This window comes from Cellulomonas sp. P4_A2, assembly GCF_056402515.1.
Window position 1 is genome coordinate 194,265 of record NZ_JBFUHG010000004.1, and the last position, 25,223, is coordinate 219,487.

Here is a 25,223-nt window from a genome sequence, read left to right on the forward strand (position 1 = left end):
ATCGACAACGAGGTCGACTGCGGAGCTCGACACCGACGTCCTTGCCACGGGCCAAGCCTTGAGGAGAGAACCTGTGTCAACGACCACCCACCCCTCACACGGGACGCGCAACGACGCGCGCCCGTCCCGACCCCCGACGCGCGGCAGTCGCCTGCTGGGCGTGCTGATCGCCGGTGCGCTCGTCGCCACCGCGATCAGCATCCCCGCGATGGCCGCGCAGGCCGCCGACCCGGTCCTGCTCTCGCAGGGCAAGACGGTCACGGCGTCGTCGGTCGAGAACGCCGACTACTACCCCGCCAAGTACGCGGTAGACGGCAGCACCACGAGCCGCTGGTCGAGCCTCGCGTCTGACGCGCAGTGGCTCCGCATCGACCTCGGCTCGACGTCCACGATCAGCAAGGTCGTCCTGAACTGGGAAGGCGCCTACGGCTCCGGCTACCAGATCCAGACCTCGCCCACCGGCACCGGTGACTGGACGACGATCTACAGCACCACCACCGGCAAGGGCGGCATCGAGACGCTGACGGTCAACGGCACCGGCCGCTTCGTCCAGCTGCTCGGCACCAAGCGCGGCACCGGCTACGGCTACTCGCTGTACGAGTTCCAGGTCTTCGGCACCGCGGGCGGCACGACGAACCCGCCGACCGGCGGAACCTGCAACAACGACAACGTCGCGCAGGGCAAGACGGCCACCGCCTCCTCGGTCGAGGGCGGCAACACCGCGGCCTCGGCGGTCGACGGCAACTTGGGCACCCGCTTCGCCAGCAGCTTCACGGACAACCAGACGTGGCAGGTCGACCTGGGCTCCAGCCAGAACCTCTGCAACGTGACCATCAACTGGGAGTCCGCGTACGGGAAGGTGTTCGACGTCCTCGGTTCGGACACCGGCACCGGCACGTACAACACCCTCGCCTCGGTCACCAACGGCGCCGGCGGCAACCAGTCGATCGCCGTCTCGGGGAAGGCCCGCTACCTCAAGCTCGACCTCAAGACGCGCGGGACCGGCTACGGCTTCTCGTTCTGGGAGGTCAAGGTCGCGACGACCGGCACCACGCCCACCGACCCGCCCACCACCGACCCGCCCACGCAGGAGCCCTCCGGCCCCGCTGACGGCAAGGTCCGCATCGCGGGCTCGCAGGGCAGCTGGGCCCTTCTGGTCAACGGCAAGAACTGGGTGGTCAAGGGCGTGACGTGGGGCCCGCCACCGGCCGACTTCCCGCAGCACGTGGCCAACCTCAAGGCGCTCGGCGTCAACACGATCCGCACCTGGGGCACCGACGCGGGCTCGAAGGTCCTGTTCGACGCGGCCGCCGCGAACGGCATCCGCACGGTCGCCGGCTTCTGGCTGGCTCCCGGCGGTGGCCCCGGCTCGGGCGGCTGCCCGAACTACGTCACCGACGCGACCTACAAGGCCAACTCGATGAACGACATCGTCACCTGGGTCACGGCCTACAAGGACAACCCCGGTGTGCTCATGTGGGACGTCGGCAACGAGTCCCTGCTCGGGCTCGGCAACTGCTACTCGGGCCAGGAGCTCGAGAGCCAGCGCGACGCCTACGCCACGTTCGTCAACGACGCCGCCAAGCGGATCCACCAGATCGACCCGACGCACCCCGTCACGTCGACCGACGCCTGGACCGGCGCCTGGCCGTACTACAAGAAGAACTCGCCCGACCTGGACCTCTACGGCCTGAACAGCTACAACGCGGTGTGCGACGCCAAGGCGACGTGGATCGCGGGCGGCTACACCAAGCCGTACTTCATCACCGAGTCCGGCCCGGCCGGCGAGTGGGAGGTCCCGAACGACGTCAACGGTGTTCCCGACCAGGGCACCGACGCGCAGAACGCCGCGGGCTACACCAACTCGTGGAACTGCATCCAAGCCCACAAGGGCGTGGCGCTCGGCGCGACGATGTTCCACTACGGCAACGAGGGCGACTTCGGCGGCATCTGGTTCAACCTGAAGCCGGGCAACAACCGTCGCCTGTCCTTCTACGCACTGGCGAAGGCCTACGGCGGCCCCGCCGGCCAGGCGGGCACCAACACCCCGCCGACGTTCAGCTCGTTCACGGTCAACAACCAGACCGGCGTCGTGGCCGGCTCCACCTTCACGGTCAACGCCCCGGCGTCCGACCCGAACGGTGACGCCATCACCTACAACGTGCTGATGAACAGCAACTACATCAACAAGTCGGGTGGCCTCGCCGCGGTGCCGTTCACGCGCAACGGCAGCACCTTCTCGGTCACGGCTCCCCAGACGCTCGGTGTCTGGAAGGTCTACGTGTTCGCCGAGGACGGCAAGGGCAACGTCGGTGTCGAGACCAAGTCGGTCCGGGTCGTCCCGCCGGCCGTCGCGGGCACCAACATCGCCAAGGGCCACACGGCGACGGCGTCGTCGTTCGACCAGTACAACGGCAACTGGACCCCGGGCCAGGCCGTCGACGGCGACTACGCCACCCGCTGGTCGAGCGCCTGGACCGACACCGAGTGGATCCAGGTCGACCTGGGCTCCCAGAAGGCGTTCAAGACGGTCCAGCTGGTCTGGGAGGCGGCCTTCGCCAAGGGGTACAAGATCCAGACGTCCAACGACGGCACCACCTGGACCACCCTGACCGAGGTCACGACCGGTGACGGGAACGTCGACACGCTGAACGTCAACGGCAACGCCCGCTACGTCCGCGTCCAGGGCGTGACACGTGGCACCGCGTACGGCTACTCGCTGTACGAGCTCGGGATCTACGCGTAACGGCGGATCTCGCAGACGTGCCGGGGGCGGGCTGCAACCCGTCCCCGGCACCACCCCCCGGCCCAAGACCCCTGTTCCGAGCCGACCAACCGAGGAGTCACAGCATCGTGGCACCTCGCTCCCGGCATCGACGCACCGATCCGCGAACCTTCACCCGTTCCGGTTCAGGTCTGACGCCAGCCTCGCGCGGCCCGTACGCCGCACCAGCGCAGAAGAAGGAGCACCACGCATGACTACCCACCAGCTCACCCGGCCCAGCGGCCGCGCCCGCGCCTGGGTCGCCGCCGCTCTCGCGACGGCCCTCGTCGGCGCCGGCGCCGTCGCCGTCGCGACGAGCGCCTCCGCGGCACCCGTCAACCTCTCCCAGGGAAAGATCGTCTCCGCGTCCTCGGTCGAGGGTGCCGACGTCAACGCCTCCAAGGCCGTCGACGGCAACACCACCACCCGCTGGTCCAGCCAGTTCTCGGACAGCCAGTGGATCCAGGTCGACCTCGGCGCCTCCGCCACGCTCTCGAGCGTCGTGCTGCGCTGGGAGGCCGCCTACGGCAAGAGCTTCCAGGTCCAGACGTCGACGAACGGCACCTCCTGGACCAACGCCGCGACGATCACCAACGGCACCGGCGGCAACCAGACGATCAACGTCTCCGGCACCGCCCGGTTCGTGAAGCTCAACCTCACCGCACGCGCGACCGGCTACGGCTACTCGCTCTGGGAGTTCCAGGTGTTCGGCGAGGGCGGCAGCACGACGCCGACGTACAGCCCCAAGCCGCTCCCGCCGGCCCCTGCGGGCGCCGACACGACGGTCACGCACCACGAGTTCCAGGCGAACTGCACCCCGACCCACACCCTGCCGGACGACCCGATCGTCTTCCCCGGCCAGGCGGGCGCCTCGCACAGCCACACGTTCATGGGCAACCGCTCGACGAACGCGAACACCACGGCCGCCTCGCTCGTCGCGGCCGGCACCTCCACCAGCTGCACGGTCCCGCAGGACAAGTCGGCGTACTGGTTCCCGACGCTGCTCCGCAACGGCACGCAGGTCGTCTCGCCCTCGGCGCAGACCATCTACTACAAGGCCGGGATCCTCGATTACAAGAAGGTCCAGCCGTTCCCGAGCGGTCTGCGGTTCGTCGTCGGCAACATGATGGCCACGCAGTCCGAGTTCCAGAACGCCCCGGGCAAGGTCGAGGGCTTCGAGTGCGGCAACCTCTCGTTCCAGTGGGACATCCCCGCCAACTGCGCACCGGGCTCGGAGCTCAACGTCCGCTACCAGGCCCCGAGCTGCTGGAACGGCGTCGACCTCGACTCGGCCAACCACAAGAGCCACATGGCGTACCCCGTCAACGGTGAGTGCCCGGCCGGCTACCCGGTCCCGGTCCCGATGATCGAGTTCAAGCTGTCCTGGCCCGTCTCCGGTGACCTGACCAACGTCCAGTTCTCCAGCGGTCGTGGGTACTCGTTCCACTACGACTTCTTCAACGGGTGGGACTCGGCCGTCCAGACCGCACTGGTCCAGCACTGCATCGACGGCGGGCTGCAGTGCAACCCGCGCGGATTCGACCAGTACAAGACCTGGGCCGGTGGCGTCCTCGACGCCAGCTACAACCTGATCCCGTAGCTCCACCCCCACAACGGCCCCCCGCGCGCGCTGACCGCGACTCTGCGCGCGCGGGGGGCTCCCCATTTCCCCCTCGAAAGGCATCTGATGCGCACACGTACGACGGCACCACCGCGGGCCACCCGCGGCCGGGTGCTCCTCGCCGCGGGCCTCGCGGCGTCGCTGGCCGCGACCATTGTCGGCGCCGGCGCCGTCATGGCCTCGGCCGCCGACGCGGTGATCCTGTCCCAGGGCAAGGCCATCACGTCCTCCTCGGTGGAGAACGCGGACTACACGCCCGCCAAGAGCGCCAACGACGGCAGCCTCACGACGCGCTGGTCGAGCCTGCCCTCCGACGCCCAGTGGCTCCAGGTCGACCTCGGCGCCAACGCGGCCCTCGACCACGTGGTCCTCAGCTGGGAGTCCGCCTACGGCAAGGCGTTCACCATCCAGACGTCGACCAACGGGACGAGCTGGGCCGACGCCGCCTCGGTGACCAACGGCACCGGCGGCAACCAGAGCATCAACGTGTCCGGCACCGCGCGGTACGTGAAGCTCAACCTCACCGCCCGCGGCACCGGCTACGGCTACTCGCTGTGGGAGTTCCAGGTGTTCGGCAACGGCACGTCGACGACGACGCCGCCCCCGACGACCACACCGCCGTCCAGCGGTTGCGGCACCACCAACGCGGCGCTGAACAAGCCCGCCACCGCCTCATCGGTCCAGACCGGCAGCGGCCTCGTCGCCGGCAACGCGTTCGACGGCAGCTCCGGCACCCGCTGGGGCAGCGCCCAGACCGACAACGAGTGGCTCCAGGTGGACCTCGGCTCGTCGCAGAGCGTGTGCAAGGTCGAGCTGGACTGGGAGGGTGCCTACGGCAAGAGCTTCACCGTCCAGGCCTCCGCCAACGGCACCTCCGGCTTCACCACGATCGGCACCGTGACCAACGGGACCGGTGGCAAGCAGTCGGTCGCGACGTCCGGCAGCGGCCGCTACATCCGCATCGTCGGGACCGCTCGCGGCACCGGCTACGGCTACTCGCTCTGGGAGGTGCGCGTGTTCACCGGTTCCGGACCGACGCCGACACCGACGCCCACCCCGACCCCCACGCCGACGCCGACCCCGACCGGTCCGACGGTCCCGCACGCCGACGCCACCAACCCGGACTTCGGCCCGAACACCTACGTGTTCACGCCGACCACCCCGGCCGCGACCGTGCAGAACAAGGTCAACGAGGTCTTCGCGCGGCAGGAGTCGAACCAGTTCGGCACCGAGCGCGACCAGTTCCTCTTCGAGCCCGGCAGCTACAACCTGCAGGCCAACATCGGCTTCTACACGTCCATCAACGGCGTCGGGCGCAACCCCGACGACGTGCAGATCAACGGTGGCGTGTGGGTCGACGCGCAGTGGTTCGGTGGCAACGCGACGCAGAACTTCTGGCGCTCCGCCGAGAACTTCGCCGTGACCCCGAGCACCGGCCAGGCGCGCTGGGCCGTCGCGCAGGCCGCGCCGTTCCGTCGCATCCACGTCAAGGGCAACATCTCGCTCGACTCCTCGGCCTACGGCTGGGCGTCCGGCGGGTACATCGCCGACTCCAAGATCGACGGTGAGGTCACGTCCTACACGCAGCAGCAGTGGTACACCCGCGACTCGACCGTCGGGAAGTGGACCGGCTCGCTGTGGAACCAGGTGTTCTCCGGCACCAAGAACGCACCGGCCACCACCTTCCCCGCCCCAGCGGTCACCACGGTGAGCACGACCGGCGCCATCCGCGAGAAGCCGTACCTCTACAAGGAGAACGGCACGTGGGCGGTGTTCGTCCCGAGCCTGCGCAACGGCACCATCGGCACCACCTGGGAGAACGGCTCGACGCCCGGCACGTCGCTCGGCCTGGACACGTTCTACCTGGCCAAGCCCGGCGTCTCCGCCGCGACGATCAACCTGGCGCTCGCCCAGGGCCTGAACGTCATGTTCACCCCGGGCGTCTACCACGTCGACCAGACCATCAACGTCACGCGGCCCAACACCGTCGTGATGGGTCTCGGGATGGCGACGATCATCCCGGACAACGGCGTCAACGGTCTGCAGACCGCCGACGTGGACGGCATCAAGATCGCCGGCCTGCTGTTCGACCAGGGCACGACGAAGTCCGACACGATCGTCAAGATCGGGTCGTCCGTGACCCACGCGGACCACTCGGGCAACCCGACGTCGCTCCAGGACGTGTTCATCCGCGTCGGTGGTGTCGTCGCCGGCAGGACCGTGAACGCCATCGTCGTGAACGCGGACGACACGATCATCGACCACATCTGGTCCTGGCGTGCCGACCACGGAGCCGGCGCCGGCTGGACCGACAACGTCGCCGACTACGGCCTGATCGTGAACGGCAACGACGTCAACGCCTACGGCCTCTTCGTCGAGCACTACCAGAAGTACAACGTGCTCTGGAACGGCGAGCGTGGTCGCACGATCTTCTTCCAGAACGAGCTGCCGTACGACCCGCCGAGCACGGCGGCGTGGACGCACGACGGCATCCGCGGGTACGCCGCCTACAAGGTGGCGTCGAACGTGACCACGCACGAGGCCTGGGGTCTGGGCTCCTACTGCGTCTTCACGACGGACCCGACCATCATCGTCGACAACGGCTTCGAGGTCCCGGTCACGCCGGGCGTCAGGCTGCACTCCCTGTCGACGGTCTCACTCGGTGGCAAGGGCACGTTCGCCCACGTCATCAACGGCACGGGACCGCAGGCGTCGGGCACGGAGACGAAGCCCGCGACCGTGACCAGCTACGGGGGCTGACGGTTCCCTGACGGCGACGACGGCTCCGATCCTTCAGGGGGATCGGAGCTTCGACCCGGCAACACACGGGTTCGCCTTCCCCAACGCGTTCGTCAATGTCGTCCTGACGCTGCCGAACGGCGCGCGGATCACGACGGCGGGCCGGTGCGGCGGCATGGCGTACGCGGCGCTCGACTACTTCCTGCCGGGGCAGCCGGTGCCCACCTGGCGCTCCTCGCTGTACGCCCCCAGCAAGGTCCCGCCCGACAGCCACTGGCTCGCGCAGCACTTCACCGCGCGCCTGCGCGACTCGTTCCTCACCGGGTCCGCCGCCAAGTTCGTCACCTGGTCTCTGCACTCCGACGACCCCACGTGGGTGTTCAAGGGCGTCGCGCGGTGGACCAAGGAGGAGGAGCTGCCACGCGTCATGGCCTCGATCGACCGTGGCCGACCGGTGGTCCTCGGGCTCGTCGTCGCCCGCAGCCTCGGCGCGATCGGCGACAACCACCAGGTCGTCGCGTACGGCTACGAGCGGTCGGACGACGGGCGGGTCGTCGTGACCGTCTACGACAACAACACGCCGGGCCGCCCCGTCACGCTCACGTCGCTCGCCGACCAGCACGACTGGACCGCGTCCAACGGGCACGTCTGGCGCGGGTTCTTCGTGCAGGACTACACGCCGCGACCCCCGCGCGTGCTCACCCGCGACGCCCCTGCGGTGAACGCCCCCGTCACCACCGGCGACACCGTCAAGCTCTCCCACGTATGGACGGGCCTGACCCTGCACTCGCACGACCTGCCGTACACCCACCACGGCACGGACGGGCTCCAGCAGGTCACGTGCTTCGAGGGTTCCGACGAGAACGACCGCTGGCTCCTCGTCGGCACCGCTGCCGGCGTGCCCCTGGCCGACGGATCCGTCGTCCGCCTGCGCCACCACCGGACCGGGCGCTGGCTGCACAGCCGGTCCGGCGTGCCGTCGCCGATCTCGCACCAGCAGCAGGTCAGCGCGGTCGACGACGGGTCGCTGGACACCTGGCGCGTCGAGCTCGAGCACCCCGGCCCGTGGCTCGCCGGCTCACGCGTGAGGCTCGTCCACGTCCCCACCGGCACGTTCCTGCACTCGCACAAGGGCTCCGACCCCACGTTCACGGCCGGTCAGCAGGAGGTCACCACCGTCACCGGCCGCGACCCGGACGGCTGGTGGACCGTCCTCGAGCTCAGCTGACGGTGCCGGTGAACGGGGGGACGTCGCGCGGACCGAAGGTCGCGTTCCAGACGGGAGCAACGGTGACCGCGTCGCCGTCGACCGTCACGGTCGCGGTCAGCGCGAACGGCGACTCGACGAACCGCAACGTCAGCACGTAGGTGTCCTGAGCGGTCCACGTGCCACTGACCAGCACGTCCTCGGGGTTGCGACGACGCAGCGAGCCTCGCACGATCGTCGGCGAGCCGTGCCCGACGCCCGCCGTCACGACCGCCGGCAGCCCCCGGCCGACGGCACCCTCGATCCGCTGCCCGCCGAGCTCGACCGTCACCCGGTCCTCGTCCTCCCCCACCTCGAGCACGGCCGTGGCCAGCCCGGCGGGGTTCGCGTCGAAGGTGATGGTCCGACCGCTGATCCGGTCTCCGGTCGCGGACCGCGGCTCGCCGGCCGGCGGGTCGAGGCGCATCGCGGCGATCGCGTCGTCGAGCTCGCGGTGGTCCGTCGGTGCGAGCGGTTCGTCGCTCAGCCCCGGGAGCAGCGTGTCCCACAGGACCTGCAGGTACTCGTGCATCTCCTGGCGGCCCGAGGTCGTCGCGACGACCACGTCCTGGTCGGGCAGACCGACCATGTACTGACCGAACGCCCCGTCACCGCGCCAGGCGTTCGCCGGCCGGCAGCGCCAGAACTGGTACCCGTAGCCCTGCGCCCAGTCGTTGTCCGGGTCGTCGCCGTTCGGCACGTGCAGCCGGGTCGCCTCGGCCGCCCAGCCGTCGGGCAGCACCTGCCGGCCCTCCCAGACGCCGTCCTGCAGGTAGAGGAGCCCGAGCGCCGCGATGTCCTCGGTCGTCGCCGACAGGCCGTAGCCGCCCGTGTCGACGCCCGTCGGCGACTGCTCCCACGTGACGCCCTCGATGCCGAGCGGCTCGAACAGCCGGGGCTGCAGGTAGTCGAGCAGCCGCTGGCCCGTCGCCTGCTGCACCAGCGCCGACAGCAAGTACGTCGCCGCCGTGTTGTAGACGAAGCGCGTCCCCGGCTCGTGCTCGACGGGCAGCCGCAGGAACTCCTGCACCCAGTCGCCCTCGGTCGGGAAGACCAGCGGTGACGGGTCCTCGGCGTGACCTGTCGTCATCGTCAGCAGGTGCCGAACCCGCATCCGCTGCAGGTGCTCGTCGGGATGCTCGGGGGCACGGTCGCCGAAGACGTCGAGCACCAGGTCGTCGACGTCGAACAGCCCCTCGTCGACCGCGAACCCGACCGCCGTCGACGTCACGCTCTTGCTCAGCGAGAACACCTCGTGCAGCCGGTCCGGGGCGTACGGCGCGGCCCACCCCTCCGCCACCACGAACCCGTGCCGGAGCACCATGATCGAGTGGAGCTCGGGCAGCGCCGTGAGGGCCCGGACCACTCCCGCGAGCGCCCCCGGATCCACCCCCTGCTCCTCGGGCGAGCTACGTGGCAGACGTCGGCGTCCAGGCATACCGCCACACTGCCACGCACCCGTCACCGGGTCGAATCGATCCGACCCGGCCAGGGATGCGCGGCCGCGGGACGGTCGCGTCCGGGTACGACGACGCCCCGCTCCCTCTGGGGGAACGGGGCGCCACCGAGCACTGCGTCAGAGGGCGGGCAGCGTGCCCGTGCCTCCGTCGCCGATGGCCGAGATGGGCGGGGCCGCGGGCAGGTCGGTGCCCGAACCCGGGGTGCCCACCGACGCGCCGACCTTGACCGGCTCGTCCACGTGCGCGCCGCGCGGGACGCCGCGGAAGCTGAACTCCCCCAGCAGACCCTCACCCTCGGCGTCCACGATGATCAGCTGACCGGCCTTGAGCTCACCGAACAGGATCTTCTCGGACAGGGCGTCCTCGATCTCCCGCTGGATCGCGCGGCGCAGCGGCCGTGCACCCAGGACCGGGTCGTAGCCCTTCTCCGAGAGCAGCTGCTTGGCCGCGGGCGTGATCTCGATGTCCATGTCCTTGTCGCGCAGACGCTTGGCCAGCTTGGCGACCATGAGGTCGACGATCGCGAAGATCTCCGGCTGGGAGAGCTGCGGGAACACGACCACGTCGTCGACGCGGTTGAGGAACTCGGGACGGAAGTGCTGCTTGAGCTCGTCGTTGACCTTCGACTTCATGCGCTCGTACGACGTCGACAGGTCCCCGCCGGCCTGGAAGCCGGTCATGAGGCCCTTGGCGATGTCCCGGGTGCCGAGGTTGGTGGTCATGATGATCACGGTGTTCTTGAAGTCGACCACGCGGCCCTGCGAGTCGGTCAGGCGACCGTCCTCGAGAATCTGCAGGAGCGAGTTGAAGATGTCCGCGTGGGCCTTCTCGACCTCGTCGAAGAGGACCACGGAGAACGGCTTGCGCCGCACCTTCTCGGTGAGCTGACCGCCCTCGTCGTACCCGACGTATCCGGGGGGCGAGCCGAACAGCCGCGAGACCGTGTGCTTCTCCGAGAACTCGGACATGTCGAGCTGGATGAGCGCGTCCTCGTCGCCGAAGAGGAACTCCGCGAGCGCCTTGGCGAGCTCCGTCTTACCGACACCGGTCGGACCGGCGAAGATGAACGAACCACCGGGACGCTTCGGGTCCTTGAGACCCGCACGCGTACGACGGATGGCCTGCGAGAGCGCCTTGATGGCGGCGTCCTGGCCGACGACCCGCTTGTGCAGGTTCTCCTCCATGTGGAGCAGACGGCTGGACTCCTCCTCGGTGAGCTTGAACACCGGGATGCCCGTGGCGTTCGCCAGCACCTCGGCGATGAGCTCCTCGTCCACCTCCGCGACCGCGTCGAGGTCGCCGGACTTCCAGGCCTTCTCCTTCTCCACGCGCTTGAGACCGAGCTGCTTCTCGGCGTCGCGGAGACGGGCTGCCTTCTCGAAGTCCTGCTCGTCGATCGCCGACTCCTTGTCGCGGCGCGTCTCGGCGATCTGCTCGTCGAGCTCGCGCAGCTCCGGGGGAGCCGTCATGCGACGGATGCGCAGGCGGGCGCCGGCCTCGTCGACCAGGTCGATCGCCTTGTCCGGCAGGTAGCGGTCGTTGACGTACCGGTCCGCCAGCGTGGCGGCGGCGACCAGGGCGGCGTCCGTGATGGACACGCGGTGGTGCGCCTCGTACCGGTCGCGCAGACCCTTGAGGATCTCGATGGCGTGCGCCAGGTTCGGCTCGGCCACCTGGATCGGCTGGAAGCGACGCTCCAGGGCCGGGTCCTTCTCGACGTACTTGCGGTACTCGTCGAGCGTCGTGGCACCGATGGTCTGCAGCTCGCCACGCGCCAGCATGGGCTTGAGGATGCTGGCCGCGTCGATCGCACCCTCGGCGGCACCCGCACCGACGAGCGTGTGGATCTCGTCGATGAACAAGATGATGTCGCCGCGGGTGCGGATCTCCTTGAGGACCTTCTTCAGGCGCTCCTCGAAGTCACCGCGGTAGCGGGAGCCGGCCACGAGCGCGCCGAGGTCCAGCGTGTAGAGCTGCTTGTCCTTGAGCGTCTCGGGCACGTCGCCGCGCACGATGTCCTGCGCGAGACCCTCGACGACGGCTGTCTTGCCGACGCCGGGCTCCCCGATGAGGACCGGGTTGTTCTTGGTGCGGCGGGACAGCACCTGCATGACCCGCTCGATCTCCTTCTCGCGCCCGATGACCGGGTCGAGCTTGCCGTCGCGCGCAGCCTGCGTGAGGTTGCGACCGAACTGGTCGAGGACGGCCGAGCCCGAGGGCTGACCCTCCTGCGGACCGCCGGCGGCGACGGGTTCCTTGCCCTGGTACCCCGAGACGAGCTGGATGACCTGCTGGCGCACGCGGTTCAGGTCCGCGCCGAGCTTGTTCAGGACCTGGGCGGCGACGCCCTCACCCTCGCGGATGAGCCCGAGCAGGATGTGCTCGGTGCCGATGTAGTTGTGGCCCAGCTGCAGCGCCTCGCGCAGCGACAGCTCGAGCACCTTCTTGGCGCGCGGGGTGAAGGGGATGTGGCCCGACGGAGCCTGCTGGCCCTCGCCGATGATCTCCTGCACCTGCGCACGCACGGCCTCCAGCGAGATGCCGAGCGACTCCAGCGCCTTGGCGGCGACACCCTCACCCTCGTGGATCAGTCCCAGGAGGATGTGTTCCGTGCCGATGTAGTTGTGGTTGAGCATCCGTGCCTCTTCTTGGGCAAGGACGACCACGCGACGGGCTCGGTCCGTGAATCTCTCGAACATGTGCACTCCTCACGAGCTGCGTGCCCACCGATCCCCGGGCTGGCGCACCGGGGGCCTACGAGCGGCGTTGTTCGATGCTAACGGCGAGGTGGTGCCCTGACTGCCCGTGTTCGCCAGGGGCGTGACGGAGTACTCCCTCCGGGGCCCGACCCGGTCGGTATCACGCGGGTATCGCGGGGCTCGTCGCCGTCGAGCGACCGGTCTAGCGTCGATGAGCGCCGGAGAAACGTCCCGGGTGCACGGGGTGAACGACGCACCGTGCGGCCCGAACCCGAACGACTCGCAGCTGCTCCTGAGGGGAGGGGTCCCCATGGGTCCCCGTCGACGTCTTGTCCTGCTGTCCGCCGCGCTGTTGCTGGTTCTCACGCCATCCGCGGCGAGCGCACACCGACCGCCACCCGCGCCGGACGTGACGTTGCTGGCCAGCGGCCTGTCCGGGGGGTTCGGCAGCACTGTCGGCCCCGACGGTGCGCTGTACGTGACCGAGCCGTCCGTCGGCGAGATCTCCCGGATCGACCCCCGCACGGGCGCGGTCACGACGTTCGCCAGCGGGCTGCCGACGAACGTCGCCATCAGCGGCGCGTTCGGCGGCGCCTTCGACGTGGCGTTCTTGAACGGCACTGCGTACGCGCTGGTCACGTTCGTCAGCGACGACGTCGGCGGAACCTTCCTCGACGGCATCTACCGGATCGACGGCCCGACGACGTCGACCTTGGTCGTCGACATCGGCACCTTCGCCGCGGCCAACCCGCCCGCCACCGACTTCTTCGTGCCGACAGGCGTGCAGTACGCCTTCGAGCCTTTCAAGGGTGGCTTCCTGGTCACCGACGGCCACCTGAACAGGGTGTACCAGGTGGGCCTCGACGGCTCCGTCTCCGTGCGGATGGCGTTCGGCAACATCGTCCCGACCGGGCTGGCCGTGGTCGGCTCGACGGTCTACATGGCGGAGGCCGGCCCTCTGCCGCACCTGCCTCAGGACGGCAAGGTCGTCAGCTTCGGCAAGCGGTCGACCAGTGCGTCACCGGTCGCCGCCGGTGCGCCGCTGATGGTCGACGTCGAGGCCGGTCGGTGGCACGACCTCTATGCGCTGGCGCAGGGCGAATGGCCTCTGGGCGGCGAGGCGGGATCTCCCGCGTCGCCGAACACCGGACAGCTGTTCAAGGTGGGCCGGCACGGCTCCCTCGACCTCGTCGCCGACGGTCTGAACCAACCCGTGTCGTTCCAGATCATCCGCGGCACGGCGTACGTCGTCACGCTCGGCGGAGAGGTGTGGACGGTCAGCCTCGCCCGGCACGGCCACTGACACACCCACGGATCGAGCGGAGGGCCGGGCAGCCTGCCCGGTTCTCCGTCGTGGGGTCAGCCGGTCGGGTGCACGATCACCCAGGTCCCGACGGTGACGTCGGCGGACTGGTTGGACAGCCGGTGGGGCGTCCCGCAGGCGCAGGAGATGGTGTCGCCGGGGCGCAGGACGACGTGCTCGTCGGGGAAGTCGCGCGAGACGGTGCCGATCCTGTCTCTGGAGGACGACCCGAACGCGCTGGCTCGGATCGTCGACGAGTGCCGCCCGACGGTCGATGAGGACGGGCCGGCCTGCTGTCCGGGTTCGAGATCCGGCCCGGCGGACGTCTCCCGTCGTGGGAAATACGTCGGAAACACCCCTTGAGGCACTGTGGCCATAGCCTGATGGGATCCGGTAGACACACCAGGAGGACGCATGCCTGATCTTGTCGTGCGCGCGCAGCGTGCCTGGGTGGACGGAGTCTTCCAGCCTGCCCAGGTGCAGGTCAGCGGGGGTGTGATCACGGCGGTCCTGCCGTTCGACGCGCCCTGCGACGACCCGGTCACGCTCCCCGACGACCAGGTCCTCCTGCCGGGTCTGGTCGACTCGCACGTGCACGTCAACGAGCCGGGGCGCACCGCCTGGGAGGGGTTCGCGTCGGCCACCCGCGCGGCCGCCGCGGGCGGCGTCACGACGATCGTCGACATGCCGCTCAACTCGATCCCGCCCACGACAACGGTCGAGGCGCTGGAGGCCAAGAAGGACGCGACCGACGGCAAGCTGACCGTCGACGTGGCGTTCTGGGGCGGGGCGGTCCCGGGCAACCTCGGCTCGTTGCAGGCCCTGCACGACGCGGGCGTCCGCGGGTTCAAGGCGTTCCTGGCGCCCTCGGGGGTGGACGAGTTCGCGTACCTGCCGGCCGACCTCCTGGAGCCCGCCCTCGCCGAGATCGCGTCGATCGGCAGCGTCCTGATCGTGCACGCGGAGGACCCGACGCACCTGCACGAGGCGCACGGTCGCTCGTACGACGACTTCGTCGCCTCCCGGCCGCCGGTGTCCGAGCGCGAGGCGATCGCACACGTCATCGAGGCGATGCGCCGGACCGGTGCCCGCGCGCACATCCTGCACGTCTCGGCGGCCGACTCCCTCGACCTCGTCCGCGCCGCCAGGGCCGAGGGGCTGCCGCTCACCGTCGAGACCTGCCCGCACTACCTGACCCTGCGCGCCGAGGACGTCCCCGCCGGCGGCACCCAGTTCAAGTGCTGCCCGCCCATCCGCGATGGCGCCAACCAGGACCTGCTGTGGCAGGCGGTGCTGGACGGAACGTTCGACGCGATCGTCTCGGACCACTCCCCGGCCACGGTCGACGTGAAGAGCGTGGGCGACGGCGACTTCGGCCTGTCCTGGGGCGGCATCGCCGGTCTGCAGCTGGGGTTCACCGTGGTGTGGACGGAGGCGCGCCGACGCGGGCTGCCGCTCGACGCGATCCTTCCGCTCTTCACGACCGGCCCGGCACGCGTGGCGGGACTGGCTGCCGGCTCGATCCAGGACGGTGCCCCGGCGCACCTGGTCGCGTTCGCATCCGACGACGAGTGGCTGGTCGACGTGCACGCCCTCGAGCACAAGAACCCGGTGTCGCCCTACGACGGCGCGACCGTCGCGGGCGTCGCGCGGACCGTCTGGCTGCACGGCGAACCGATCGTGCGAGACGGTGCCGTCGCCCGCCCGGGAGCAGGCCGGACGCTCCTGCCGGAGGCCGCCCGTGCCTGAGCGCTCAGGCTTCCCGGTGCCGGTGCCCCAGACCCGCGGTGACCAGCGCGAGCACCCCCGCCACCAGCATCCCCACGCCGACCCCGCGCTCGCCGCCCGCCTTGAGCAGCAGCGCCCCGACGGCAGCGCCGACCAGGATCAGGCCGACCGCGAGGGAGCGGCGCGCCCAGCCGTCACCCGTCCCGCCCGCCAGGCGGGAGTCTGCGGCGAGGCCGGTCAGCGTGCTCGTGACGACCACGGTGGTCACGTCCTTCACGGCCAGCCGGCGCGCGGTCGCGGCCTGCAGGCCCATCGCCACGGCGAGCAGACCGGTCACGACCAGGGCCCAGACCTGCCCCTGCACGGGTGGTGCGATCACGGCCGCGACGCCCAGCCCGACGGCGAGCACACCGGTCGCGATGAACGTCAGGCTCGTGCGGTGCGACCAGCCCGCGGGCGAGGTCCGCAGCACCCGGCCGCCGAGCGCGGCACCCGCGAGGAACGCACCGAGCGCGATGAGCGGGCCGAGCACCGGCAGGTCGTCGCCGCCCACGAGCGCCATGCCGAGGATGACCACGTTGCCGGTCATGTTCGCCGTGAACACGCGGTCCAGGCCCAGGTAGCCGACCGCGTCGACGATGCCCGTCGTGAACGTCAGTGCCAGCATCAGCACCAGGTGTCGGCGCCCGTCGTCCCATGTCTTCACGGCGTCATGGTGGGGGGCGGGGCCCGATGAGTGCAACGTTGCAGCCCGGCGAGGGCCTGGTGACGTCGGCCACCTACCTGCCGTCGACACCGTCGACGGTGCTCTGGGGCCGGCTCCCCTGCGGCGCCGACGAGCCCGTCCTGCGCATCGCCGACGGCGACACGGTGACCATCGACACCGTGTCGCACGAGGGCCTGCTCGCGGACCAGGGCAGCGACCCGCTGGCGTACTTCACGGGCCACGGGATCGCGCCCGAGGACGTCCTGGCGGACGCGATCGAGATCGTCGCCGCCCTGGAGCGAGGACCGGACGACGGCCCGCACATCGTCACCGGCCCGATCTTCGTCGAGGGTGCGATGCCCGGCGACCTGCTCGCGATCACCGTCCTGGAGACCACGCCCCGCGTCCCGTACGGCGTCATCTCGAACCGGCACGGGCGTGGCGCGCTGGCCGGCGAGCTGCCGCGCGGCGACGGCGAGGTCAGCGTCTTCACGCCGGTCGTCGAGGGTCACGGGCGGCTCCCGGTCGTCGAGGGCGGCGCGCGCGACATCGCGTTCCCTCTCGCGCCGTTCCTGGGGATCATGGGCGTCGCGGCGGCCGGCTCTGCCAGGCCGCACTCGGTCCCGCCCGGTGCACACGGCGGCAACATCGACATCAACCTGCTGCAGGTCGGCGCCACCCTCTACCTCCCCGTGCAGGTGCCCGGCGCCCTCGCCTACGTCGGCGACCCGCACTTCGCGCAGGGCGACGGGGAGGTCGCGCTGACGGCCCTGGAGGCGTCGCTGCGGGCCACGCTGCGGTTCGACGTGGTGACCGCGGACGTCGCGGCGACGCAGTTCGGCGTTCTCGACGGACCGCTCGTCCTGACGGACGAGTACCTCGTGCCGACGGGCCTCGACAAGGACCTCGGCGAGGCCATGCGCCGCTGCGTCCGCGCCGCGATCGCGCTGTTGCAGGCACGCTGGGGCATGGACGAGCACCTGGCCTACGCGTACCTGTCCGCCGCGACGGACTTCGACATCTCCCAGGTGGTCGACCTGGTGTGCGGCGTGCACGCCCGGATCCGCGTGGCCGACTTCGACGAGGTGACCCTGTGAGGGACGTTCCGGCCGACCTCTGGACGGCCTTCGAGGCCTACGAGACCGCCATCGGGACGGACGACGTCGCCGTCCTCGACGACTCGTTCGCCCCGGGGCCGCAGACGATGCGCGGCGACGCCGCCGGGCTGCTCGTGGGCCACGACGCCATCCGCGCGTTCCGCAGCGGCCGCGGCGGCGTCGCTCCGCGAAGCCTGGATCGCGTCGAGACCCGGCAGCTCGCCGACGACTGCTGGCTGATCGTCGCGACGAGCCGCTACGTCGGCGGCGGCACCGGGCTGCAGACGCAGGTGTGGCAGCGGGCCGACGGACGGTGGCGGATCATCGCCGCACACGTCACCGGGCGGACCGCGAGCTTCGACAAGTCCGTCTGGCGCACGGTCGGCGACCCGCTCTACCAGGGCGCGTTCGAGGGTCCGCTGCTGGGGCTGCGGGTCGCGGTCAAGGACCTGTTCGCGATCAAGGGCTACCGGATCGGGGCGGGCAACCCGACCTGGCTGCACGACGCGGAGCGCGAGCGTCAGCACGCACCGGTCGTGCTCGACCTCCTGCGCGGCGGCGCCTCCATCCGCGGCCTGGCCCGCACAGACGAGCTCGCCTACTCGATCGCCGGCACCAACGCGCACTACGGCACCCCGGTCAACGGGGCGGTGCCGGGCGCGCTGCCGGGCGGGTCGTCGAGCGGGCCGGCGACCGCGGTCGCCACCGGGCAGGCGGACGTCGGGCTGGCCAGCGACACCGCCGGCTCGATCCGCGTCCCGGCCAGCTACCAGGGCCTGTGGGGGTTGCGCACGACACACGGGCTGGTGCCCCGGCAGGGGATGGTCTCGCTCGCGCCGAGCTTCGACACGGTCGGCTGGCTGACCCGCGACGGCGCGACGCTCGAGACGGTCGCGTCGTGGTGCCTGGAGTCGGCGGTCGACGAGCCTGCGGACGTGGGTGCGCACGAGGAGCCGACGCTGCCCGACCTGCTGCGCATCCCGCGCGAGGCCCTCGAGGCCGCCGAACCGGCGACGCGTGCGGCGTTCGAGGCCTGGTGCGACGGGCGGGACACCGAGCTCGTGGACGTCGGCCCCCTCGACGACTGGTACGAGACGTTCCGCGTGGTCCAGGCTGCCGAGGCCTGGCGCACGCACGGCCAGTGGGTCACCGACCACCCCGACGCGACCGGTCCGGACGTCCGCGCACGGTTCGCGATCGCGTCGGCCGTCACGCCCGGGCAGGAGGCTGACGGGCGCGAGCAGCTCGCCGTGTACGCGAAGCTCGTGCGGTCCCTCGTCGCCGATGCCGTCCTCGTCCTGCCCACCACTCCCGGCCCCGCACCAGCGCGCAACGCCCCGCTCGAGGACGTCCGCGCCGCGACCCTGCGGATGACCGCGCTGGCCGGCATCGCCGGGCTGCCCGCGCTGAGCGTCCCGGCGCTGCGGGTCGACAGCCCCCTCGGCGTCGCACCGGTCGGTGTGTGCCTCCTCGGCCCTCGCGGGAGCGACCTGTCCCTGGTGCGCCACGCGCGCCGCCTCACGTCTGGAGAACTCGCATGACACGCCCGGTCAACCCGCCTCCCCGACTGCTCATGGGCCCGGGGCCGGTCAACGCCGACCCGCGCGTGCTGCGGGCGATGTCCACGCCGCTCGTCGGCCAGTACGACCCGGTCATGACGGGGTACATGAACGAGACGCAGGCGCTGTACCGACAGATCTTCTCGACGACGAACGAGGCGACGATGCTGGTCGACGGCACGTCGCGGGCGGGGATCGAGGCGGCGATCGTGTCGCTCGTGCGCCCGGGCCAGCGCGTCCTGGTGCCGGTGTTCGGCCGGTTCGGGCACCTGCTCGCCGAGATCGCACTGCGCGCGCAGGCCGAGGTGCACACCATCGAGGTCGAGTGGGGCCAGGTGTTCACGCCGTCGGCGATCGAGGACGCCATCACGAAGGTGAAGCCCCATCTGCTCGCGATCGTGCAGGGTGACACGTCCACGACCATGAACCAGCCGCTCGACGAGCTGGGCGCGATCTGCGCGAAGCACGGCGTGCTGTTCTACACGGACGCGACGGCCTCGCTGGGCGGCAACGCCTTCGAGATGGACGCGTGGGGCCTGGACGCGGCGACGGCCGGGCTGCAGAAGTGCCTGAGCGGTCCGTCGGGCAGCGCGCCGATCAGCCTGTCCGACCGGGCCGTGGCGGAGATCCGCAGCCGTACCCGGATCGAGGCGGGGATCCGCGACGAGTCCGACGAGGACACCGGCGAGCCCGTGCACTCCAACTACTTCGACCTCGGCATGATCCTCGACTACTGGGGTCCCCGGCGGCTCAACCACCACACCGAGGCGACGACCATGCTCTACGGCGCCCACGAGTGTGCGCGCGTGATCCTCGAGGAGGGTCGCCAGGCGGTGATCGACCGGCACGAGCGAGCCGGCCGCGCCATGCTGGCGGGCGTGCAGGGGATGGGTCTGGCGGTGTTCGGGTCGCTCGAGCACAAGATGAACAACGTCGTGGCCGTGTACATCCCGGACGTCGTCGAGGGCGACGCCGTGCGCGCCGACATGCTCGACGACTTCTCCATCGAGATCGGCACGTCGTTCGGGCCGCTGCACGGGCGCGTCTGGCGGATCGGGACCATGGGCACCAACGCGCGCCTGGACACGGTGCTCACCACCCTCGCCGCGCTCGAGCAGGTGCTGCGGCGCCACGGTGCGTCCGTGCCCGCCGGCGGCGGCGTGGACGCGGCGTACGAGGCGTGGGGCTGATGTTCGAGGAGGCTGTGTTCGGGGACGCTGAGTTTGGGAACGCTGCGCGACGGATCATGGCGCGGTGCGACGAGCTCGCCCGCTACTCCTCGATGGAGGGCGGGATCGAGCGCGTCTACCTCTCGCCCGAGCACGCGCGCGTCAACCGCCTCGCGTCCCGCTGGATGCGTGAGGTCGGGCTGGACACGTGGCAGGACGAGGCCGGCAACCTCAACGGGCACCTGGACGGGAAGGACCCCGAGGCGCCGTCGTTGCTGCTGGGCTCGCACCTCGACACCGTCCGCGACGCCGGCCGGTACGACGGGATCCTCGGCGTGCTCATGGCGATCGAGGTGGTGCGCCTCCTGAAGCCGCGCGCGTCGTCGCTCAGGTTCGGCCTCGACGTCGTCGCGTTCTGGGACGAGGAGGGCGCACGCTTCGGCACCGCGCTGCTCGGCAGCTCCGCGATGGCCGGGCAGTGGAACCCCGCCTGGTGGGACCTCACCGACGAGCACGGGACGTCGCTCAAGACCGCGTTCCGGGAGTTCGGGCTGGACCCCGGGCGGATCGACGCCGCAGCGCGCAAGCCGTCGACCCTGGCCGGCTACCTCGAGGCCCACATCGAGCAAGGCCCCGACCTCGACCGGTCGAACCGGCCGCTCGGCGTCGTGACGTCGATCGCCAGCGCGCGCCGGTTCTCCGTGCAGATCCTCGGCGAGGCCCGGCACGCGGGCGGCACCCGCTACGAGGACCGGCACGACGCTCTGCTCGGCGCCTCGGAGGCCACGCTGGCCGTCGAGCGGATCTGCCGGGCGGAGCACCACATCGTCGGCACGGTCGGGCGGCTGGAGACCTTCCCCGGCGCGGTCAACGTGGTGCCGGGCGAGGCACGGCTGACCGTCGACCTGCGCGGCGAGCACGACGACGACCGGGACCGGGTGTGGGCGGACATCTCCCGGGAGATCGACCGGATCTCTGGCAGGCGCGGGCTCACGTGGACCTCGAAGCAGATCCACGAGGCTCCCGCGGTCTGGTGCGACGGGCTCCTGCAGGACGTCGTGCGCGCGGGTATCGAGGACCTCGGCAGCGGCGAGGCACCGACCATGTTCAGCCGCGCGGGCCACGACGCGATGGCGATCGGGGCGGTCACGGGCGTCGGCATGCTCTTCCTGCGCAACCCCGACGGGATCAGCCACCACCCCGACGAGTCCGTCAGCCTCGCGGACGTCGAGACCGGCCTGCGGGCCATGACCGCCACCGTCGAGCACCTGGCCCGCGAGGCGGCCTGAGAGAATCGACCCCGTGACACAAGTCTTCCCACAACAGGTCCACGATCCCCCGTCGTTCAGCCACGTCCCCGACATCCGGCTCATCGCCGTCGACATGGACGGCACCCTGCTCGACGACGACAAGCAGATCCACGACGAGTTCTGGCCGCTGCTCGACGAGCTCGCCTCCCGTGGGATCGCCCTGTGTCCCGCGAGCGGCCGCCAGTTCGCCGCGCTGCGTCGGCAGATCGGCCGCCCGGAGCTCGTCTACATCGCGGAGAACGGCGCGTACGTGGTCCGCGACGACGTCGAGGTGAGCTCGGAGACGCTCCCGCTCTCGGTCGCGCGTGACGCGATCCAGGTTCTGCGAGACGCCACGCACCTCGACGTCGGCACCGTCCTGTGCGGCAAGCGCTCGGCCTACGTCGAGCGGACCGACGAGGCGTTCCTGTCGCAGGTGCGCCCGTACTACGCCCTCTTCGAGCACGTGGACGACCTGCTCGCGGTCGAGGACGAGATCCTCAAGGTCGCCGTCCACGACTTCGGTCTCGTCGACGAGGGCGCCGGGCCGCTGCTCGCGCACTTCGACGGCGCGGTGGTCTCCGGCAAGCACTGGGTCGACGTCATGAACGCGGTCGCGGACAAGGGCCTCGCCCTGCGGCACGTGCAGGACACCCTCGGCGTGACGCGCGAGCAGACCATGGCGTTCGGCGACTACTTCAACGACGTCGGCCTGCTCGACGCGGCCGCGTGGTCGTTCGCGATGGACAACGCCCACCCCGAGGTCCGGGCGCACGCACGGTTCGTCGCGCCGGCCAACACGGCCAACGGCGTGGTCCGCACGATCCGGTCGGTGCTCGGCCTGTGAGCGTCGCCGGACTGCTGCTGACCCCCGGCGCGAGCGCCGGCCGTGACAGCCCGCCGCTGGTCGCGGTCGAGGAGGCGCTCGAGCCGCTGCCGGTCCTGCGCGTCGACTTCCCCAACCGGGCGTCGGGCAGCCGGGCGCCCGAGCGCGCGCCGGTGGCGGTCGCGCACGTGCGGTCCACCGCCTCCGCGATGGCCGAGGCGCTCGGCGTCGAGCCCGACCAGATCGTCCTCGGTGGCCGGTCGTTCGGCGGACGGATGTGCTCGATGGCCGTCGCGGAGGGTCAGCCCGCCGCCGGCCTCGTCCTGCTGTCCTACCCGCTGCACCCGCCCGGCCGGCCCGACCAGCTGCGCACCGCCCACCTGGCTTCGCTGAACCTCCCGGTCCTCGCGGTCTCGGGAGAGCGCGACCCGTTCGGCACGCCCGACGAGCTCCGCACGCATCTGGCCACGATCCCGGGGCCGCTCACGTTGGTGCTCGTGCCCGGGACGCACTCGCCGTCCAACAACGGCGCCGTCGCCCAGGCCGTCAAGGACTGGCTCGCCACGATCGGCTGATTCCTGCAGGTCGGGCCGACACGTCCGTGCGGGCGGGCTCAGCCTGGTGCCCTGACCCCCGTCGGATAGCGTCACCCGGACAGACACACGACACGGGGGAGCGATGCCTGAGTTCACGCTCGACGCGCTGCGGCGCTGGCCCGACGTCGAGGGCCCGGAGCTGGTCGCGGTCGACGCGACCGACCGGCTCCTCCTCGACGAGGCAGGACCGGCGCTGGCCACCGCAACCGACGGCGTGGTCGTGGTCGGTGACCGCTACGGGGCGCTCACGCTCGGTGCAGTCGCGCTGCACGGCGCCCGGGGCGTGCGCACGCACCAGGACCTGCGCTCGGCGGAGCGGGCGCTCGCCGCGAACGCGGAGCGCACCGGGCTCGTCGGGACCTACACGTCCGGGCCTCTCGACGCGACGACGCTCGGCGGAGCGCGCGTCGTCCTCCTGCAGCTCCCCCGGTCGCTCGACGCGCTCGACGAGATCGCCGCGCTGGTCTCGGCCCACGCCGACCCGGGGGTGCGCCTGTTCGCGGGCGGGCGGATCAAGCACATGACGCTGGCGATGAACGACGTGCTGGGGCGCTGGTTCGCCGTCGTCGAGCCGCAGCTCGCCCGGCAGAAGTCCCGCGTGCTGGTCGCGTCGCGCCCGCTGGAAGGGCCCCCGTCGACGTGGCCGGTCTCGCAGCGGCACGACGACCTGGGGCTGACCGTGTGCGCGCACGGGTCGGCGTTCGCCGGGACCCGGATCGACGTCGGCACCCGGGCGCTGCTCGGCGTGCTCGACCAGGCGCTCCCGGACGCGACGACCGCCGTCGACCTCGGCTGCGGCACCGGGGTGCTCGCGGCCGTGCTGGCGACCCGCCGGCCGTCGGTCGGCGTGATCGCGACGGACGACTCCGCGGCGGCCGTCGCGTCGGCCGCAGCGACGGCGGAGGCGAACGGCGTCGCCGCGCAGGTCAGCGTCCTGCAGGACGACGCGGCCGCATCGGTCCCGGACGCGAGCGTCGACCTCGTCGTGCTCAACCCCCCGTTCCACGTGGGCGCGGGCGTGCACACCGGCGTCGCCCACAAGCTGTTCGACGCGGCCGCGCGCATCCTGCGGCCCGGCGGCGAGCTGTGGACGGTCTGGAACTCGCACCTGCAATACCGGCCCGCGCTCGAACGGACCGTCGGGCCCACGCGTCAGGTCTCCCGCGACGCGAAGTTCACGATCACGGTGTCCACCCGGCGGGCATAGCCGCTCGTCCCGAAGTGGCCATTGTCTGCGGACGGTGCACGACGGAGCATCGACAGCATGGACCTCGACCAGCTCCGCGCCTCGTTCGCGCCCGTGCCCGGCTACCTCGACGCAGCGACCTGCGGGCTGCCGTCCCGGGCGACCGTCGAGGCGATGCGCGACGGGCTGGACACGTGGCAGGCCGGCAAGGCCGACCTCCCCGCCTACGACGAGACCGTCGCCGCGAGCCGGGCCGCCTACGGCCGGATCGTCGGTGTCGGACCGGAGTCGGTCGCGATCGGCGCCCAGGCCAGCGTCCTGGTCGGTCTCGTGGCGGCCAGTCTTCCCGACGGGGCGCAGGTGCTGGCCGTCGAGCGCGACTTCACGTCCGTGACGTTCCCGTTCGAGGTGCACGCCGACCGCGGCATCACGGTGCGCCACGTCCCGCTGGACCGGCTCGCCGACGAGATCCGCCCGACCACCGACGTCGTCGCGTACTCCCTGGTGCAGTCCCGCGACGGACGCGTCGCCCCGGACGCGGTGCGCGACGCCGCCGCGGCCCACGGCGCGCGCACCGTCTGCGACGTCACGCAGGCCGCCGGGTGGCTGCCCGTCGACGCCGGCGCGTACGACGTGACCGTGTGCGCCGCCTACAAGTGGCTGAGCGCGCCCCGCGGCACCGCGTTCCTGACCGTGCGCCCGGACGTCGAGCTGCGTCCGACGAGCGCGGGCTGGTACGCGGGCAAGGACATCTGGGGCAGCGTCTACGGACCGTCGATGACGCTCGCCGACGACGCGCGGCGGTTCGACGTCTCGCCCGCGTGGCTGTCCTGGGTGGGCGCGGCACCGGCGCTGGAGGCGTTCGCGGCGGCCGACCGGGACGCCGTGCACGCGTACGACGTCTCGCTCGCGAACGCGTTCCGCACGGGCATCGGGCTCGAGGCGTCGGACAGCGCGATCGTCCGCGTGCCGGACGACGCGTCCGGGTCCGTGCGGGCCCGCCTGGCCGAGCACGGCTGTCGGACGGCGGGCCGGGGTGGTGGCGTCCGCCTCGCATTCCACGTCTGGAACGACGAGAACGACGTGGCCAGTGCGGTGAAAGCCCTTTCCTGAGAGGAACCTTAGGGGCTGCCTGAGGGTCGACTCGGGGGTATCCCCTATATCCCTGGTCGGGGAACTGTCGGAATCCTAGGATTCGAACAGCACGGCCGAGACGCCGGTATCACCAGGCGCGC

The 25,223-nt window shown here is 71.2% G+C and carries 18 protein-coding genes; 14 read left to right on the plus strand and 4 right to left on the minus strand.

Annotation, left to right across the window (positions count from 1 at the left end):
• The first annotated feature begins 73 nt into the window (after positions 1–73).
• From AC1DUE_RS05750 to AC1DUE_RS05765, 4 genes are all read left to right on the plus strand, one after another.
• Entirely contained in the window at positions 74–2,746 is a 2,673-nt protein-coding gene (locus AC1DUE_RS05750; RefSeq protein WP_477038441.1) for a discoidin domain-containing protein, read from the plus strand.
• 229 nt (positions 2,747–2,975) lie between these two features.
• Positions 2,976–4,364, plus strand: coding sequence for a DUF1996 domain-containing protein (locus tag AC1DUE_RS05755; RefSeq protein WP_477038442.1), 1,389 nt, complete (start codon positions 2,976–2,978; stop codon positions 4,362–4,364).
• Positions 4,365–4,451: 87 nt separating this feature from the next.
• A complete protein-coding gene (locus AC1DUE_RS05760; RefSeq protein WP_477038443.1) occupies positions 4,452–7,145 on the plus strand; it encodes a discoidin domain-containing protein in 2,694 nt (897 codons plus the stop codon).
• 154 nt (positions 7,146–7,299) lie between these two features.
• Entirely contained in the window at positions 7,300–8,352 is a 1,053-nt protein-coding gene (locus AC1DUE_RS05765; protein WP_477038444.1) for a hypothetical protein, read from the plus strand.
• On the opposite strand, the gene AC1DUE_RS05770 is transcribed toward AC1DUE_RS05765, so the two are convergent.
• Both AC1DUE_RS05770 and AC1DUE_RS05775 read right to left on the minus strand, forming a co-directional pair.
• Positions 8,345–9,760 carry a serine hydrolase domain-containing protein gene (locus AC1DUE_RS05770; protein WP_477038445.1) on the minus strand — a complete coding sequence of 472 codons (1,416 nt, stop codon included), beginning with the start codon at positions 9,758–9,760 and terminating at the stop codon, positions 8,345–8,347. The genes AC1DUE_RS05765 and AC1DUE_RS05770 overlap by 8 nt on opposite strands.
• A gap of 186 nt (positions 9,761–9,946) precedes the next feature.
• Complete coding sequence (locus AC1DUE_RS05775) at positions 9,947–12,529, minus strand: ATP-dependent Clp protease ATP-binding subunit (protein ID WP_477038446.1); 2,583 nt, start codon at positions 12,527–12,529, stop codon at positions 9,947–9,949.
• A gap of 409 nt (positions 12,530–12,938) precedes the next feature.
• Between AC1DUE_RS05775 and AC1DUE_RS05780 the strand changes: the two genes are divergently transcribed.
• On the plus strand, positions 12,939–13,832 hold the full coding sequence (locus AC1DUE_RS05780) for a ScyD/ScyE family protein (protein WP_477038447.1): 894 nt from the start codon (positions 12,939–12,941) through the stop codon (positions 13,830–13,832).
• Positions 13,833–13,888: 56 nt separating this feature from the next.
• Here the strand turns inward: AC1DUE_RS05780 and AC1DUE_RS05785 are convergent, their stop codons facing one another.
• Entirely contained in the window at positions 13,889–14,188 is a 300-nt protein-coding gene (locus AC1DUE_RS05785; RefSeq protein ID WP_477038448.1) for a hypothetical protein, read from the minus strand.
• A gap of 58 nt (positions 14,189–14,246) precedes the next feature.
• On the opposite strand from AC1DUE_RS05785, the gene allB reads away from it, so the two are divergent.
• On the plus strand, positions 14,247–15,581 hold the full coding sequence (allB, locus tag AC1DUE_RS05790) for an allantoinase AllB (RefSeq protein ID WP_477038449.1): 1,335 nt from the start codon (positions 14,247–14,249) through the stop codon (positions 15,579–15,581).
• 4 nt (positions 15,582–15,585) lie between these two features.
• On the opposite strand, the gene AC1DUE_RS05795 is transcribed toward allB, so the two are convergent.
• Positions 15,586–16,227, minus strand: a complete 642-nt coding sequence (locus AC1DUE_RS05795) for a YoaK family protein (protein WP_477038543.1) — start codon at positions 16,225–16,227, stop codon at positions 15,586–15,588.
• A gap of 65 nt (positions 16,228–16,292) precedes the next feature.
• Here AC1DUE_RS05795 and AC1DUE_RS05800 point away from each other — a divergent pair, with 65 nt between their 5' ends.
• The 8 genes from AC1DUE_RS05800 (at position 16,293) to AC1DUE_RS05835 (ending at position 25,101) form a co-directional block, all read left to right on the plus strand.
• Positions 16,293–17,363 (plus strand): acetamidase/formamidase family protein, encoded by a 1,071-nt coding sequence (locus AC1DUE_RS05800; RefSeq protein ID WP_477038450.1) that lies wholly within the window; start codon positions 16,293–16,295, stop codon positions 17,361–17,363.
• Positions 17,360–18,904 carry an AtzH-like domain-containing protein gene (locus AC1DUE_RS05805; RefSeq protein ID WP_477038451.1) on the plus strand — a complete coding sequence of 515 codons (1,545 nt, stop codon included), beginning with the start codon at positions 17,360–17,362 and terminating at the stop codon, positions 18,902–18,904. Before AC1DUE_RS05800 ends, AC1DUE_RS05805 begins: the two co-directional genes overlap by 4 nt.
• Positions 18,901–20,112, plus strand: coding sequence for a pyridoxal-phosphate-dependent aminotransferase family protein (locus AC1DUE_RS05810; RefSeq protein WP_477038452.1), 1,212 nt, complete (start codon positions 18,901–18,903; stop codon positions 20,110–20,112). Before AC1DUE_RS05805 ends, AC1DUE_RS05810 begins: the two co-directional genes overlap by 4 nt.
• Positions 20,112–21,380 carry an allantoate amidohydrolase gene (locus AC1DUE_RS05815; protein ID WP_477038453.1) on the plus strand — a complete coding sequence of 423 codons (1,269 nt, stop codon included), beginning with the start codon at positions 20,112–20,114 and terminating at the stop codon, positions 21,378–21,380. The genes AC1DUE_RS05810 and AC1DUE_RS05815 overlap by 1 nt, the downstream gene beginning before the upstream one ends.
• Before the next feature lie 94 nt (positions 21,381–21,474).
• Positions 21,475–22,227, plus strand: a complete 753-nt coding sequence (locus tag AC1DUE_RS05820; RefSeq protein WP_477038544.1) for an HAD family hydrolase — start codon at positions 21,475–21,477, stop codon at positions 22,225–22,227.
• On the plus strand, positions 22,224–22,781 hold the full coding sequence (locus AC1DUE_RS05825; protein ID WP_477038454.1) for an alpha/beta hydrolase family protein: 558 nt from the start codon (positions 22,224–22,226) through the stop codon (positions 22,779–22,781). The genes AC1DUE_RS05820 and AC1DUE_RS05825 overlap by 4 nt, the downstream gene beginning before the upstream one ends.
• A 103-nt stretch (positions 22,782–22,884) precedes the next feature.
• Entirely contained in the window at positions 22,885–24,009 is a 1,125-nt protein-coding gene (locus AC1DUE_RS05830) for a class I SAM-dependent methyltransferase (protein ID WP_477038455.1), read from the plus strand.
• Positions 24,010–24,066: 57 nt separating this feature from the next.
• The gene (locus tag AC1DUE_RS05835; protein ID WP_477038456.1) at positions 24,067–25,101 is read left to right on the plus strand and encodes an aminotransferase class V-fold PLP-dependent enzyme; all 1,035 of its coding nucleotides are present in this window, start codon (positions 24,067–24,069) and stop codon (positions 25,099–25,101) included.
• The last annotated feature ends 122 nt before the right edge of the window (positions 25,102–25,223 follow it).